We start from the raw sequence: 14898 nt of genomic DNA, 5'->3' as shown, positions 1-14898 counted from the left end.
GATGACCGATTCGGCGAGGACCGCCCGCACCAGTGTCCCCGAGCGCCCGACCCTGGACGGGCTCGAGGAGAGCTGGGCGCGCCGCTGGCAGGAGGAGGGCACGTACGCGTTCGACCGCTCCAAGAAGCGCGCCGACGTGTACGCCATCGACACCCCGCCGCCGACCGTGTCGGGCGAGCTGCACATGGGTCATGTCTTCTCGTACACGCACACCGACACCGTCGCGCGATACCAGCGGATGCGCGGCAAGGTGGTCTTCTACCCGATGGGGTGGGACGACAACGGCCTGCCCACCGAACGTCGGGTGCAGAACGTGTACGGGGTGCGCTGCGATCCGGCGCTGCCGTACGACCCGGTGTGGCGGCCACCGGCGACGCCGATCGACGAGGCGGCACGCCGCGACCCCACCCCGATCTCGCGGCGCAACTTCATCGAGCTGTGCGAGCGGTTGACGGTCGCCGACGAGCAGGTCTTCGAGGCGCTCTGGCGGCGGCTGGGGCTCTCGGTGGACTGGTCCCTGACGTACACGACGATCGGGCGGGTGGCCCGCTCGACGAGCCAGCGGGCGTTCGTGCGCAACCTGCTGCGGGGTGAGGCGTACCAGTCGGAGGCGCCGACGCTGTGGGACGTCGGCTTCGCCACCGCGGTCGCCCAGGCGGAGCTGGAGGACCGGGAGCGGCCCGGCGCCTACCACCGGCTGCGGTTCACCGGCCCGGCCGGGCGTGAGGTGCTCATTGACACCACCCGACCCGAGTTGTTGCCGGCCTGCGTGGCGCTGGTCTGCCACCCCGACGACGAGCGGTACGCCGACCTGGTCGGCGGCACGGTGCGCAGCCCGCTGTTCGACGTCGAGGTGCCGGTGCACGCGCATCCGCTCGCCGACCCCGCCAAGGGCACCGGCGTCGCCATGGTCTGCACGTTCGGCGACCTGAGTGACGTGACCTGGTGGCGTGAGCTGCGGTTGGCCACCCGGGTGGTGATCGGCCGGGACGGCCGGTTGCTGCCCGAGCCGCCGGCCGGGGTGCCGGCACAGCCGTACGCGGCGCTGGCCGGGCAGACCGTCAACGGCGCCCGCCGGGAGATCGTCGGGATGCTGGCCGACGCCGGTGACCTGATCGGCGAGCCCCGCCCGATCACCCACCCCGTCAAGTTCTACGAGCGCGGCGACCGGCCACTGGAGATCGTCTCGACCCGGCAGTGGTATCTGCGCAACGGCGGCCGGGATGCCGAACTGCGGGCGACGCTGCTGGCCCGGGGCGAGGAGCTGCACTGGGTGCCGGCGCACATGAAGCACCGCTACGACCACTGGGTGGGTGGCCTCACCGGAGACTGGCTGGTCAGCCGCCAGCGTTTCTTCGGGGTGCCGGTGCCGGTGTGGTACCGGCTCGACAACGCTGGCGAGCCGGACTGGTCCCACCCTCTCACGCCGGACGAGTCGGCGCTGCCGGTCGACCCGTCCAGTGATCCGGCGCCCGGCTACGACGAGTCACAGCGCGGCCAGCCGGGTGGCTTCGTCGGCGACCCGGACGTGCTGGACACCTGGGCCACCTCGTCGCTGACCCCGCAGATCGTCGGCGGTTGGGAGACCGACCCGGACCTGTTCGCGCGGGTCTTCCCGATGGACCTCCGCCCGCAGGGGCAGGAGATCATCCGGACCTGGCTCTTCTCCAGCGTGGTCCGTTCGCACTTCGAGCACGGGGTGCTGCCCTGGCGGGACACCGTGCTCTCCGGCTGGATCCTCGACCCGGACCGCAAGAAGATGGCGAAGTCCAAGGGGAACGTGGTCACCCCGCTGGCGCTGCTGGAGCAGCACGGCTCGGACGCGGTGCGCTACTGGGCGGCCAGCGGCAAGCCCGGGATGGACCTGGCCTTCGACCCGGCGCAGATCAAGGTCGGCCGACGGCTGGCCACCAAGCTGCTCAACGCGTCGAAGTTCGCCCTCGGGCTGGGTGCCGCGGACGCGTTGCGCACCCCGGCGACCGCCCCGCTGGACCGGGCGATGCTCGCCGAACTGGCCACCGTGGTCACCGCCGCGGGCGCCGCCTTCGACGCGTACGACCACACGGCCGCGTTGCAGGTGACCGAGGCGTTCTTCTGGCGGTTCTGCGACGACTACATCGAGTTGGTCAAGGAACGCGCGTACGGCACCGGAGCGGGGGCCGAATCGGCGCGGGCGGCGCTGGCCTCGGCGCTGTCGGTGCAGCTACGGCTGTTCGCGCCGGTGCTGCCGTACGTCACCGAGGAGGTCTGGTCGTGGTGGCGGTACGGCTCGGTGCACCGCGCGACGTGGCCCACCACGTACGAGGTGGCCCGGGCTATCGAGGGGACGGGCGAGCCGGCGCTGCTGCGGCTGGCCGGTGACGCGTTGAGTCAGGTGCGGCGGGCCAAGTCCGAGCGGAAGCTGTCGATGAAGGCGGAGGTGCCGCTGGCCGAGGCGCTCGGCCCGGCCGAACTGCTGGAACAGCTCACCCTGGTCGCCGACGACCTGCGCGCGGCCGGTCGGATCGGCAAGCTCGACCTGCTCCCCGACCGCACCCCGGAACTCGTCATCGCCTGCGCGTTCTGACCGGAGCGGGATCGGTCACCAGCCGCGCAGGAAACGCAGGCCGAGCAGGATCGCGACCACCGACGGCCCGACCAGCAGGGTGATGGCCTGAAGCCGGTACGGCATCCGGTGCCGGGTCAACTCGACCGCGTTACCCAGCACGATCGCCCCGGCCAGCATCATGAACCCGCCCCACCAGCCCGTCCTCAGACTGACCAGATCCACCCGGATCAGTTGCAGGGTCAGACCCAGCAGCGCGCCGGTGAGCGCGAGCAGAGCCACCGCCCGGTGCAGGCCACGGGCCAGCGGGTGGGCGGCCCGCCACCCGTAGGTGCCGGCGATCGCCAGGCAGGGCAACACCACCAGCAGCGGCCAGCCCGCGCCCATCACGCCGAACATCAGCAGCGCGCCCACCACGAACGTCAGCGTGCCGACGCAGGCGATGACGAACCCGGCGAAGGCCCGGCCGCCGCCCCGGGCCAGCAGCGGCCCGCCGCTGGCCGCGATCAGCGCTGCCGGGATCAGGATGAACCCGGCCCACCAGTGGAACCGGCCGGTGCCCTGGGCCGCCGTCGCCACCGTCGCGCTGGCCAGCCCGGCGACCGCCAGGCTGGTCAGCCAGGCCCGGCTGCTGCGGGAGTACGGCTCAGCCAACGACGTCCGCTCCGCTTCGACACCCATGTCCACGCTCACGCCCACCAGCGTGGCTGGCACCGCCCCGGCCAGTCCATCCGGCCAGCCCTACCTGCCTGCGGAGGCTGGCCGGAACAGTACCGCGCATCAGCCTCAGCTCGTCTCGCCGGCCACGCTGAACGAGCGCAGGCGGTCGACGGCCAGCACGGTGAAGCCGATGCTCACCAGCGCGGTCATGACCGATGCCACCGGCACCGACACCGTGGTCTCCAGCAGGCCGGTGGGGGCGATCCGGTCGGCCAGCGCGATCACGTACTGCTGGATGGAGAGCACCTTCGTGCCGCTGACGAAGTTGCCCAGCAGCCCCTCCCAGATCAGCACGTAGACCAGGCCGAGCAGCACCGGCCGCCGGGTGACCAGGCTGAGCGCGAGGAACAACGCCGAGTACGCCAGCGCGCCGAGCGCGGCCGAGACGGCGAGCGCCAGACCGAGGCGTACCGAATCGGCCAGCACGCCCGCGACGTAGAGCGGCACCGCGACGGTCACCGCGGTGACCCCGGCGGCCACCGCGAGCTTCGGCAGCACGATCTGCCAGCGCGGCAGCGGCTTGGTCAGGATGTGAACCACCGTGCCGTCGTCGATCTCGGCACCCAGCACGCCGGTGCCGATGATCAGCGCCACCACCGGCAGCACCACGGCCAGCCCGAGGCCGACCAGCACCGGCGGCCCCCACTGGCGCGGGTCGACGCCCAGCGACCGGCAGAGGACGGCCAGCCCGAGTAGCACCAGCGGCAGCGGGAGAAGCAGCAGGAACCGTCGCCGGCCGAACAGCCCACGCGCGGTGATCCAGGTAATCGTCGACATCTCAGCTTCTTTCGTTCGTGACTGCGGGGCTCACTCGCTGCGCTCGTTCACTCCTCGCACTCACCGGCTCAGGCCTCCACGAGGTAGGAGAAGACGCTCTCCAGGGACTCGTCGGACGGCACCAGTTGGCGCACCCGGATGCCCCGGGACAGTGCGATCCGGGGCAGCGCCCGGGTGAATGCTCCGTAGTCGCCGGCGCGCACGGTCAGGCCGGTGCGGTCCAGTTCGACGCCGCTCACCGACGCCTCGGCGATCAGCGCCACGGCCAGCGCCCGGTCGTCGGTGGAGCGCACCGCGAAGACGTGCGGACGGTTGGTCATCAGCCGGCGAATGGTCCGGAAGTCGCCGGAGGCGGCCAGTCGGCCGGCCACCATCACCTGCACCGTGCCGGAGACCTGCTCGACCTCCTCCAGAATGTGCGAGCTGAACAGGATCGTCCGGCCGGAGTCGCCCAGTTTGTGCAGCAGCTCCATCATGTGCAGCCGCTGGCGCGGGTCCATCCCGTTGAACGGCTCGTCGAGCAGCAGCACCTGCGGTTCGTGCACCAACGCGGCGGCCACCCGGGCACGCTGCCGCATGCCCTTGGAGTACGTGCCGATCCGCCGGTCCTGCGCCGACTCCAACTCGACCAGCTCGATGGCCCGCCGAGCCGCCGCCGCAGGATCGGCCAGACGGTGCAGCTTCGCGCTGGCCAGCACGAACTCGTGGGCGGTGAGGTAGCTCTGCACCGCCTCCCGCTCGCTGACCAGCCCCAGCCGCCGGTAGACGTCGGGGTTGCGCCAGGTCGGCTCGTCGTCGAGGGTGACCGTGCCGCGCGACGGGGCGAGGAACCCGGCCATCATGTGCAGCAGGGTGGTCTTGCCGGCGCCGTTCGGGCCGAGCAGGCCGGTCACGCCCGGCCCCAGCGCCATGCTGATGTCGTTGACCGCGACCACGTTGCCGTACCACCGGGACACCCCGGTCAGGCTCAGCGTGCTCATCAGGAGGCAACCTTCCGGTAGCGGGCCAGCAGGAGGGCGGTGGCGCTGGCGACCAGCAGCACCGCGGCCAGGGCGTAGACCGGACCGAACCCGCCGATCATCATCTCGCCCGGATCGCCCTCCACCAGCAGGTCGCCGAGCGACCAGATGCCCACTCCCTGCACCAGGGTGGAGGGCGAGGCGAGACCGGCCAACTCGTTGGCGCTACGCGACGGCAGGATGCTCAGCACCCCCACGATCGGCGTGGTCATCAGGAAGACGGCGACCACTCCACCGGCGGCGAAGGCGCGCTTGCCGGTCAGCGACGCGATCAGCAGCCCGACCGAGGCGAAGACCACCGCCCACAGCCCGGCGTAGAGCAGGCCGGGCAGCAGGTCGAGCAGCTCGTTCCAGACCCCGCGAGGGCCCTGCTTGGTGGTGAACGCGGCGCCCAGGAACATCAGCACCTGCGGGCCGCCGAGCAGCAGCCAGAGCCCCGTCATCAGTGCCAGCAGCTTGGCCAGCGCGTAGTCGCTGCGCGGCAGCGGCCGGGAGAAGTAGAGAGGCAGGACGCCGCTGCGCAGGTCCCGCGAGACCAGCTCCGGCGCGGCCACCGCGACGAAGAAGAGGACCAGCCAGCTCATCGAGTCGGCGAACTGGGCGTACGTGGCGACCGGCTCGCCCACCTGGCTGCGGATCGCGGTCAGCGCCGCCGCGACCAGGGTGACGATGCCGATCACCAGCCAGGGGAAGATCTTGGCCTTGGCGCTGCGCCCGAAGCCGAAGATGGTGCGCAGCCCGTGCACGTAGAGCGCGCCGAAGACCTGCCGCCGGCCTAGCATCGGGCCCGTGTACCGCTGGTAGCCGATGTCGTGGATGACGCCGGTCGGCGTGGACCGCAGCGCGGCGGAAGACGGCTCAGGCATGGGAGAGCTCCCTCGTGGCGAAGAGTTCGGCCACCCGGTGCCGGCGCTGGTCCAGTCGGTGCAGTGGCAGGTCCAGTTCGGCGACCGCGCCGAGGATCAGGTCGTAGGTGCCGTCGTCGGCGAGTGGTACGAGGAGCAGTCGCCCGTCCCGCGCGACCGGCAGCTTCAACTCGGCCAGGCGGGCGGCGAGTTCCTCGGTGCCCTCGCTGACCTCCACGGCGAGCACGTCGGTCGCCGACGTCATCGCGGAGATGTTGTCGGCCCGCAGCAACCGGCCGCCGTCGATGGCGATCAGCGTGTCGCAGATCCGCTCCACCTCGCCGAGCAGGTGCGAGCAGACCAGCACGGAGATGCCGAACTCGGTGCCGATCCGGTGCACCAGGGCCAGCATGGCGTCGCGGCCGGCCGGGTCCAGGCCGTTGGTCGGCTCGTCGAGCAGCAGCAGGTCAGGGTCGTGCACCAGCGCCTGGGCCAGCTTGACGCGTTGCTTCATGCCTGTCGAATAGCCGCCGACCGGGCGGTAGCGCTCCTCGTAGAGACCGACGTGCCGCAGCGCCTCCGACGCCCGCTCGCGGGCGGTCGTGCGGGGCAGGCCGCTCATCCGGCCGAGGTGGGTGACCAGCTCGGCGGCGGACAGGTCCGGCGGAAGGCAGTCGTGCTCGGGCATGTAGCCGACGCGGGCGCGGACCTGCGCCGGGTCCGCGGTCGGGTCGATGCCGAGCACCGACACCTGACCGCTTGTCGGTGGGATCAGGCCGAGCAGGATCTTGATCAAGGTGGACTTGCCGGCACCGTTGGCGCCCACCAGACCGATGATCCCGGGCTCGACGGCGACGGTGAGGTCGGCCAGCGCGGTGACCCGACCTCCGTACGTCTTGGTGAGCGACTGGGTCGCGATCAGTGTCACGACGTCAGCGTATGGAGTCGACGCCCTCCATGGACCCCGGCGCGCCCCCGGCGCTCCCCTGATCCTCGGAACAGGTCACCCCTAAGGTCCGTCGGCGGGCACGGATGATATTTGCGCCGGTCTGGCGGGCGGTCAGACCCCGCCGCCGAAATGGCCGGTCCCTGATGGCACGATTCACATTCCGTTCACCGGACAGTGTTCCCCAGGACATCCGGCCGCCGACGCGGGAGGAATCGTGATGGTCGAGGTTGGCGTCCCCAAGGTGAGTGTCGTCGTGCCGGCGTACAACACCGGCCGGAACATCGAGAAGCTTGTGTCGTCGCTGCTGCGCCAGTCGCTGCCCGCCGACGAGTTCGAGGTGATTTTCGTCGACGACGGCTCGACCGACACCACGGGCAAGCGGTTGGACCAGCTCGCCGACGCGCACCCGCACATCCGGGTGCTGCACATCGAGAACTCGGGCTGGCCGTCGCGCCCGCGCAACCTGGGCATCGAGCACGCCCGCGGCGAGTACGTCTTCTTCGCCGACGACGACGACTGGTTCGCCGATCAGGCGCTGGAGCGGCTCTACGACTGCGCGAGGACGTACGACGCGGACGTGGTGATCGGCAAGATGGCCGGGCACGGGCGCGGCGTGCCCCGGGAGCTGTTCCGGAAGAACCGCTTCGACGCCACCCTGGCGAACGCCCCGCTGATCGACAGCCTCACCTGCCACAAGCTGTTCCGCCGCTCGTTCCTCGACGAGCACGGGCTGCGGTTCCCGGAGGGCGGCAAGCGGCGGCTCGAGGACCACTCGCTGGTCGTGCGGGCCTACTTCAAGTCCCGCCGCACCTGCGTGCTGTCCGACTACACCTGCTACCACCACGCCCAGCGGGGCGACACCCGCAACATCACGGCGGCGCTGATGGAGCCGTCGAGCTACTACGCGAGCGTGCGGGACGCGCTGGACATCGTCGACGCCCACACCGAGCCGGGTCCGCTGCGGGACCGGCTGCACCGGCGGTGGCTGCGCAACGAGATGACCAACCGGCTGCGTGGCAAGCGGATGCTGGAGGCCCCCGACGACTGGGTGGAGCAGGTCGCCCTGGAGGTCCAGAAGATCATCACGGAGCGGTTCGCTCCCGGCGTGGCCGCCGGCCTACCGCCGCTGCAACGGGCCGTCGCCTACCTGGCCGGGCAGGGCCGGGTCGCGGACCTGCGCCGACTGGCCCGCTGGGAGGCGGGCGTCGCCGGGCACAGCAGGATCGACGACTTCCGGCCCGACGAGCACACGATCACGATGACCGTCGCCGCCGAACTGCGCTCCGAGGGCCAGCCGATCGGTTTCCGCGCCGACGACGAGCGGGACGTGCTGGTGCTCCCGGTCGACGAGATCGCCCCCGAGGTCCTCGACGCCACCACGCAGGTCCGCAAGGGGCGACTGGACCTGGTTGCCCGCCGCCGGGAGACCGGCGACGAAATCTTCCTCCCGGTGACCTTCGAGATCGAGCGGGTCGACGGCTCGGCCGCGGAGGGGACCGTCCACCTGGTGCACCGGGCCACCACCACGATCGACTTCCGCGCCCTCAACGGCGGCCGGACCCGGGGTAGCTGGCTCCTCAAGGCACGGATCACCAACGCCGGGTGGACGGAGGACGCGCCGCTGCCGCTGATCTTCGTCTGCCGGGCCGACGGCGCTCGCCCGCGGATCCGCGACGAGCGGAAAGTCTGGAACCGGCTGCGGTCGGCGGTGGGTCGCCGGGTCCGCCGCTGACCCGCCCATCCGGGTCGTGGAGTGGCGGCCTCGACCGATCGGCGGTGGGCTGCGAAACTGTGTGCCGATCACCGAGTGGGGGGTGTGGATGAGCAACGGCTGGGTGCTGCCCGACGAGGTGCTCCGGGACGCGCCGGCGTACACGCCGCGTCCCGGTGAGCTCGCTGATCTGGAGCTGCTGCTGACCGGCGCGTACGCCCCTCTGACCGGCTTCATGACCCGCGCCGACCTGGTGTCGGTGAGCCGTCGTGGCCGACTGGCCGACGGCACGCCGTGGCAGGTGCCGGTGACCCTCCAGGTGCCCAGCGCGCTGGCGCAGGGCTTCGATCCGCGCGACCCGGCCCGCCGGGCGCTGGTGCTGACCGACGGGGAGGGCGCGCCGGCGGCCGCCCTGGACGTGTCGGACGTCTGGCCGGTACGCGAGGGCGTGGCGGGAGTCGGCGGGCAGGTGCACCGGCTCGGCGACGGCGGCCACGGCCCGTTCCAGCGGTTGCGCCGCAGCCCGGAGGAGGTCCGCGCGCTGCTGCCCCCGGGCCGGGTGCTCGGGGTCATCGCCGATCGACCGCTGCACCGGCCGCAGCTCGCGCAGATCGCGCACGCCGCCCGCACCCTTGCCGCACACCTGCTGGTGATGATCCCGGTCGGTGAGGGCGGTGCCGGTGGGCTCGCACCGGAGGCGCTGGTGCGTGCGGTCTTCGCCGCCCGGGACCGGATGCCCCCGGCGACCCTGGTGGCCGTGCCCCTGTCGCACCGACGGGAGGAGATCAGCGACGCGCTGCTGCGCGCCCGGGTCTCCGCCGCGTACGGGGTGACCCACCTGCTCTCCACCGGGGAGATGCTCTCGGGCGCCGGGCTGCGGGTGCTGGTGCCGCGCGAGTTGGCATACGACAACCGGGACGGGCAGTGGCGCTGGCGGGACGACATCCCGCCGCGTAACCGCCGCCTCGCGCTCACCCAGAGCGAGATCGACGACCTGCTCGACCGGGGTTTCCCGCTGCCGGAGTGGCACACCCCTCCGGCGGTGGCGAAGGAGCTGGCCCGCGCCCGGCCGCCGCGCCGGCACCGGGGTCTGGTGGTCTTCCTGACCGGCCTGTCCGGCTCCGGTAAGTCCACCATCGCCCGAGGGCTGGCGGACGCGCTGCGCGAGAGCGGCGACCGCACGGTGACCCTGCTCGACGGGGACGTGGTGCGCCGGGAGTTGTCCGCCGGGCTCGGCTTCAGCAAGGCCGACCGGGATCTCAACGTCCGGCGGATCGGCTGGGTGGCGGCCGAGATCGCCCGGCATCGCGGGGTGGGCATCTGCTGCCCGATCGCCCCGTACGCGGCGGCGCGGGCGACCGCACGGGAGATGGCACTGGCCGCCGGGGCGGGCTTCACGCTGGTGCACGTCGCCACGCCGTTGGAGGTGTGCGAGCAGCGGGACCGCAAGGGCCTGTACGCGCGGGCCCGGGCCGGCCTGCTCACCGGGATGACCGGCATCGACGACCCGTACGAGGCGCCGACCGACGCCGATCTGGTGCTCGACACCACCGACCTGAGCGTGGCGGACGCGGTCCAGGCGGTGCTGCACCACCTCACCGAGACCGGCTGGGTGGAGCTCAAGCTCCCGTCTGCCTGAGGCGTCGCCCTCCCCTTCCTTCCATCGGTTCCGCGCACGCGCTAGTGTTCATCTTTGTTGGAACACGTTCGAGCACGTGAGAGTACGTGGACCCTTGGGAGGCGCGACGAATGCTCGCTCAGCAGCGGCAGGCGGCCATCCTGGAGCGGGTCCGCGCGGCCGGCGGTGTCCGGGTGAGCGAACTCGCCACCGAGTTCGGCGTCTCCGACATGACCATCCGGCGCGACCTGGAGGCGCTGGACGAGCGCGGCCTGCTGGCCAAGGTGCACGGCGGCGCCACCACGACCGGCCCGAGTTCGACCGACGAGCCGGGCTTCCACGCCAAGTCGGTCCGCCAACTGTCGGAGAAGGCCGCCATCGCGGACCGCGCGGCGCAGCTTGTCCGACCGGGTGCGGCGATCGCGCTGTCCGCCGGCACCACCACCGCCGAGTTGGCCCGCAGGCTGGTGGACGTTCCCGGCCTGACCGTGGTGACCAACTCGCTGCCGGTGGCCGAGATCCTGCACGCCGGCGGTCGGCCCGACCAGACGGTGGTGCTCACCGGCGGTGTGCGTACGCCGTCGGACGCCCTCGTCGGCCCACTCGCGGTCGACGCCGTCCGGACGCTGCACCTGGACCTGCTCTTCCTCGGCGTGCACGGCATCACCGAGCGGGCCGGCTTCACCACCCCGAACCTCATGGAGGCGGAGACCGACCGGGCGTTGGTGGCCGCGGCGGACCGGCTGGTGGTCCTCGCCGACCACACCAAGTGGGGCACGGTGGGCATCTCCTCGATCGTCGAGCTGGCAGCAGCGCACGTCCTGGTCAGCGACGACCGGTTGCCTCCGCCGGCACGACGGGTACTCGGCGACCAGGTGGGCGAATTGATCATGGTGAAGGCAACGGGGGCGGGTCGCGCTACGCGCACGCCGACGAGTGAGGGGACGGCGCAGTGAAGCGCACCGCGATCGACCTGGCCGACGGCCGGGAGCTGATCTACTTCGACGAGAACGACGACGCCGTCCGCGACCAGCCGGACCGCCGGGACCTGCCGCCACCGCCGCCCGCCTCGCAGTTGCGCTACGACCCGCTGACCGACGAGTGGGTGGCCGTCGCCGTGCACCGGCAGACCCGCACCTTCCTCCCGCCCGCTAACGAGTGCCCGCTCGACCCGTCGGTCGGCGACCGGCTGACCGAGATCCCGGCCACCGACTACGACGTGGTGGTCTTCGAGAACCGGTTCCCGTCGCTGAGCGGCCGGGTCGCCGACGAGCCCGGCGAGATCACCCCGTTCACGCCGGTCCGGCCCGGGCTGGGCCGGTGCGAGGTGGTCTGCTTCACGTCGGACCACAACGCGTCCTTCGCCAGCCTCCCCCCACGCCGGGTTCGCACGGTCCTGGACGCGCTCGCCGACCGCACCGAGGTGCTCGGTGAGCTGCCCGGTGTGGAGCAGGTGTTCTGCTTCGAGAACCGGGGCGTCGAGATCGGCGTCACCCTGCACCACCCGCACGGGCAGATCTACGCGTACCCCTTCGTGACGCCACGCACCCGGGCGCTGCTGGCTGCCGCGCGCCGGCACGCCGAGCGGACCGGCGGGGGCAACCTGTACGCGGACGTGCTGGCCGCCGAGCGCGCCACAGGTGACCGGGTGGTCGTCGAGAACGAGCACTGGACGGCGTTCGTGCCGGCGGCGGCCCGCTGGCCGTTCGAGGTGCACGTCGCGCCGCGCCGCGTGGTGCCGGACATCCCGGCGCTGGACGACAGCGAGCGGGACGCCTTCGGGCCGCTCTACCTCGATCTGCTGCGCCGCTTCGACGGGCTGTTCGACATGCCGATGCCCTACATCGCGGCGTGGCACCAGGCACCGATCCGGATCGACCGCGAGCTGGGCCACCTGCATCTGCAGCTGTTCAGCATCCGGCGAGCCGAGGACAAGCTGAAGTACCTGGCCGGCTCCGAGTCGGGGATGGGTGTCTTCATCAACGACATCGCCCCCGAGCGGGCCGCCGACCTGCTGCGCGCCGCCTGAGAAGGGCCGGCACCCGCGCGCCGCGGAGAAGGGCCGGCGCCCCGCACGTCGCGGAGAAGGGCCGGTGCCCCGCGCGTCGCCGGAAAAGGGCGGGGAACAGGGCGCGGGGGGCCCGGGACAGGGCCCCCCGCAGGGAAGGGACGGCTGGCTGTGCACGCCACAGCCGGGAAGGCTGCCTGATCGGCACGCATGCCGCTGGTCGACCGCGGTCAACCTTCCTTGGACGCGACTGGCATCTCGTCCACCCTGGTCAACGAGGCGCGCCGGGGGCGGTGACGCCGAAGGCGCGCCACCGCCAAACACGCCGAAGCCCGCCGGCGGGTGCCGGCGGGCTTCGATGATGCGGTACGCCTGGATCAGCCAGCGATCTTGCGGGCCAGGTTCTCGTCCAGGGCGTTCATGAACTCGTCGGTGGTCAGCCACGGGGCGTCGCGCGAGATGAGCAGCGCGAGGTCCTTGGTCATCTGGCCGCCCTCGACGGTGTCGACGATGACCTGCTCCAGGGTGTTGGCGAACTCGGTCACCGCCGGCGTGCCGTCCAGCTTGCCCCGGTGCGCGAGACCCCGGGTCCAGGCGTAGATCGACGCGATCGGGTTGGTCGAGGTCTTCTCGCCCTTCTGGTACTGCCGGTAGTGCCGGGTGACCGTGCCGTGCGCGGCCTCGGCCTCGACGGTACGGCCGTCCGGGGAGAGCAGGACCGAGGTCATCAGACCCAGCGAGCCGAAGCCCTGCGCGACGGTGTCGGACTGCACGTCACCGTCGTAGTTCTTGCAGGCCCAGACGTAGCCGCCCTCCCACTTGAGCGCGGCGGCGACCATGTCGTCGATCAGCCGGTGCTCGTAGGTGATGCCGGCGGCGTCGAACTCGGCCTTGAACTCGGCCTCGAACACCTCGGCGAAGATGTCCTTGAACCGACCGTCGTACGCCTTGAGGATGGTGTTCTTGGTCGACAGGTAGACCGGGTAGTTGCGGTCCAGGCCGTACCGGAACGACGCCCGGGCGAAGTCCCGGATCGACTCGTCGTAGTTGTACATGCCCATGGCGATGCCGCCGCCGGGGAAGTTGGCGACCTCCATCTCCATCGGCGCGCCGCCGTCGGCCGGGGTGTAGGTGATGGTCACCGTGCCCGGGCCGGGGACGACGAAGTCGGTGGCCTTGTACTGGTCACCGTGGGCGTGCCGGCCGATGATGATCGGCTTGGTCCAGCCGGGGACCAGCCGCGGCACGTTGGACATGATGATCGGCTCGCGGAAGACGACGCCGCCGAGGATGTTGCGGATGGTGCCGTTGGGCGACCGCCACATCTTCTTCAGGCCGAACTCTTCCACCCGGGCCTCGTCCGGGGTGATGGTCGCGCACTTGACGCCGACGCCGTGCTCCTTGATGGCGTTGGCGGCGTCGATGGTGACCTGGTCGTCGGTCTCGTCGCGGTGCTGGATCGACAGGTCGTAGTAGTGCAGGTCGACGTCGAGGTAGGGCAGGATCAGCTGCTCCCGGATCTGCTTCCAGATGATCCGGGTCATCTCGTCGCCGTCGAGCTCCACGACCGGGTTGTTTACCTTGATCTTCGCCATCGGCCGGCGCTCCTCTCGGGGGACACGTGCTCAAGCAGTACGAGCGTACTGCAAATGGGCCGGCAGCCCCCACCCGGCCTCGACCGGCCGGGGGAAACCAGGCTGCGCGGCGCAGGAGTTCCCTGGCACCATCACCCGATGCCTCTGAGCCGCACCCTCGGGTCTATCACGGTCACCGCACTCACCGACGGGGAGGGGCCCTTCTTCCAGCCCCGGGCCGACGCGTTCCCGACGGCCACCGCGGCGCACTGGCGGGAGGCCGACCGGCGCGACCCGAGCAGCGTCACCGCCGACGGGCAGTGGTGGCTGCAATTCCGCAGCTTCGCCCTGCGGGTCGGCGACGGGCCGGTCACCCTGGTCGACGCCGGCATCGGGCCGGCCGACGCGCCGGCCGCGAGCTGGGCGCCGGTGCCGGGCCGGCTGCCGGCCGAGCTGGCGGCGGCCGGCATCGACCCCGACGACGTGCACGCCGTCGTGCTCACCCATCTGCACACGGACCACGTCGGCTGGGCGGTGACCGGCACACCGGGGCGGCCGTACTTCCCGAACGCGAGCTACCTGGTGCAGCGGGCCGAGCTGGACGCCCTCCAGGTGATCAACCCCGGGCTGCGGGCCAGCCTGGTCGAGCCCTTGCGCGCCGCCGGCCAGCTCCGGGTGGTCGACGGCGAGACGAGCCTCACCCCGGCGGTACGTCTGCTGCCCACCCCCGGGCACACCCCCGGCCACCAGTCGGTGCTCCTGACCTCGGCCGACGAACGGATGCTGGTCACCGGCGACCTGCTGGTGCACGCCGTGCAACTCGTCGACCCCGACCTGGCGTACGCCCACGAGGAGGACCCGGAGGAAGCCCGCCGCTCCCGCCTGACCGCTCTGCGCACCCACTCCCCCACCATCCTCGCCACCCCCCACCTAGGCACCCCCTTCACCCCCACCCCCACCCCGCCCCCCGCCCGCGTTGATCATGAAGTTATTGCCCCGACACGCCGGTCGGGAGGGCAATAACTTCATGGTCAACGGGGCCGGCTGGGGCGGGCCTGGGATATATGCGGAAGGGGCGCGCCCCCGCGGGCCGGCCCCCCCCACGCGCGAGGGGGGGGTGGACACAAGAGGG

12 protein-coding genes are annotated in these 14898 nt (G+C 71.8%); 6 read left to right on the top strand and 6 right to left on the bottom strand.

The genetic code is table 11. The features are described 5' to 3' along the window. Position 1 precedes the first annotated feature (1 nt). Positions 2 to 2566: a valine--tRNA ligase gene (gene valS / locus ABZ780_RS15485; protein ID WP_357007195.1), complete on the top strand. Its 2565-nt coding sequence runs from the start codon at positions 2 to 4 to the stop codon at positions 2564 to 2566. 15 nt (positions 2567 to 2581) lie between these two features. Here valS and ABZ780_RS15480 read toward each other — a convergent pair whose 3' ends face one another. From ABZ780_RS15480 to ABZ780_RS15460, 5 genes are all read right to left on the bottom strand, one after another. Beyond that, a complete protein-coding gene (locus ABZ780_RS15480; RefSeq protein ID WP_357007192.1) occupies positions 2582 to 3238 on the bottom strand; it encodes a hypothetical protein in 657 nt (218 codons plus the stop codon). Positions 3239 to 3331: 93 nt separating this feature from the next. After that, positions 3332 to 4042, bottom strand: a complete 711-nt coding sequence (locus tag ABZ780_RS15475) for an ABC transporter permease (RefSeq protein ID WP_357007189.1) — start codon at positions 4040 to 4042, stop codon at positions 3332 to 3334. A gap of 68 nt (positions 4043 to 4110) precedes the next feature. Then, positions 4111 to 5022, bottom strand: coding sequence for an ABC transporter ATP-binding protein (locus ABZ780_RS15470; RefSeq protein ID WP_357007186.1), 912 nt, complete (start codon positions 5020 to 5022; stop codon positions 4111 to 4113). After that, entirely contained in the window at positions 5022 to 5927 is a 906-nt protein-coding gene (locus ABZ780_RS15465) for an ABC transporter permease subunit (RefSeq protein WP_357486434.1), read from the bottom strand. Before ABZ780_RS15465 ends, ABZ780_RS15470 begins: the two co-directional genes overlap by 1 nt. After that, positions 5920 to 6834 carry an ABC transporter ATP-binding protein gene (locus tag ABZ780_RS15460; protein ID WP_357007180.1) on the bottom strand — a complete coding sequence of 305 codons (915 nt, stop codon included), beginning with the start codon at positions 6832 to 6834 and terminating at the stop codon, positions 5920 to 5922. The genes ABZ780_RS15465 and ABZ780_RS15460 overlap by 8 nt, the downstream gene beginning before the upstream one ends. A 238-nt stretch (positions 6835 to 7072) precedes the next feature. Here ABZ780_RS15460 and ABZ780_RS15455 point away from each other — a divergent pair, with 238 nt between their 5' ends. The 4 genes from ABZ780_RS15455 (at position 7073) to galT (ending at position 12213) form a co-directional block, all read left to right on the top strand. After that, positions 7073 to 8587, top strand: coding sequence for a glycosyltransferase family 2 protein (locus ABZ780_RS15455; RefSeq protein ID WP_357486432.1), 1515 nt, complete (start codon positions 7073 to 7075; stop codon positions 8585 to 8587). Between the two features lie 88 nt (positions 8588 to 8675). After that, positions 8676 to 10205 (top strand): adenylyl-sulfate kinase, encoded by a 1530-nt coding sequence (gene cysC / locus ABZ780_RS15450; RefSeq protein WP_357486430.1) that lies wholly within the window; start codon positions 8676 to 8678, stop codon positions 10203 to 10205. A gap of 110 nt (positions 10206 to 10315) precedes the next feature. After that, positions 10316 to 11140 carry a DeoR/GlpR family DNA-binding transcription regulator gene (locus ABZ780_RS15445; protein ID WP_357486428.1) on the top strand — a complete coding sequence of 275 codons (825 nt, stop codon included), beginning with the start codon at positions 10316 to 10318 and terminating at the stop codon, positions 11138 to 11140. After that, a complete protein-coding gene (gene galT, locus ABZ780_RS15440) occupies positions 11137 to 12213 on the top strand; it encodes a galactose-1-phosphate uridylyltransferase (RefSeq protein ID WP_357486426.1) in 1077 nt (358 codons plus the stop codon). Before ABZ780_RS15445 ends, galT begins: the two co-directional genes overlap by 4 nt. Positions 12214 to 12569: 356 nt before the next feature. Here the strand turns inward: galT and ABZ780_RS15435 are convergent, their stop codons facing one another. Further along, complete coding sequence (locus ABZ780_RS15435) at positions 12570 to 13787, bottom strand: NADP-dependent isocitrate dehydrogenase (protein ID WP_357486424.1); 1218 nt, start codon at positions 13785 to 13787, stop codon at positions 12570 to 12572. Between the two features lie 138 nt (positions 13788 to 13925). Here ABZ780_RS15435 and ABZ780_RS15430 point away from each other — a divergent pair, with 138 nt between their 5' ends. Beyond that, the gene (locus ABZ780_RS15430) at positions 13926 to 14789 is read left to right on the top strand and encodes an MBL fold metallo-hydrolase (RefSeq protein ID WP_357486423.1); all 864 of its coding nucleotides are present in this window, start codon (positions 13926 to 13928) and stop codon (positions 14787 to 14789) included. Positions 14790 to 14898: the final 109 nt, after the last annotated feature.

Origin of the sequence: Micromonospora sp. NPDC047467 (genome assembly GCF_040643095.1) — a bacterium.
Classification (GTDB): domain Bacteria; phylum Actinomycetota; class Actinomycetes; order Mycobacteriales; family Micromonosporaceae; genus Micromonospora.
This window is presented reverse-complemented; position numbering and strand designations above follow the sequence as displayed.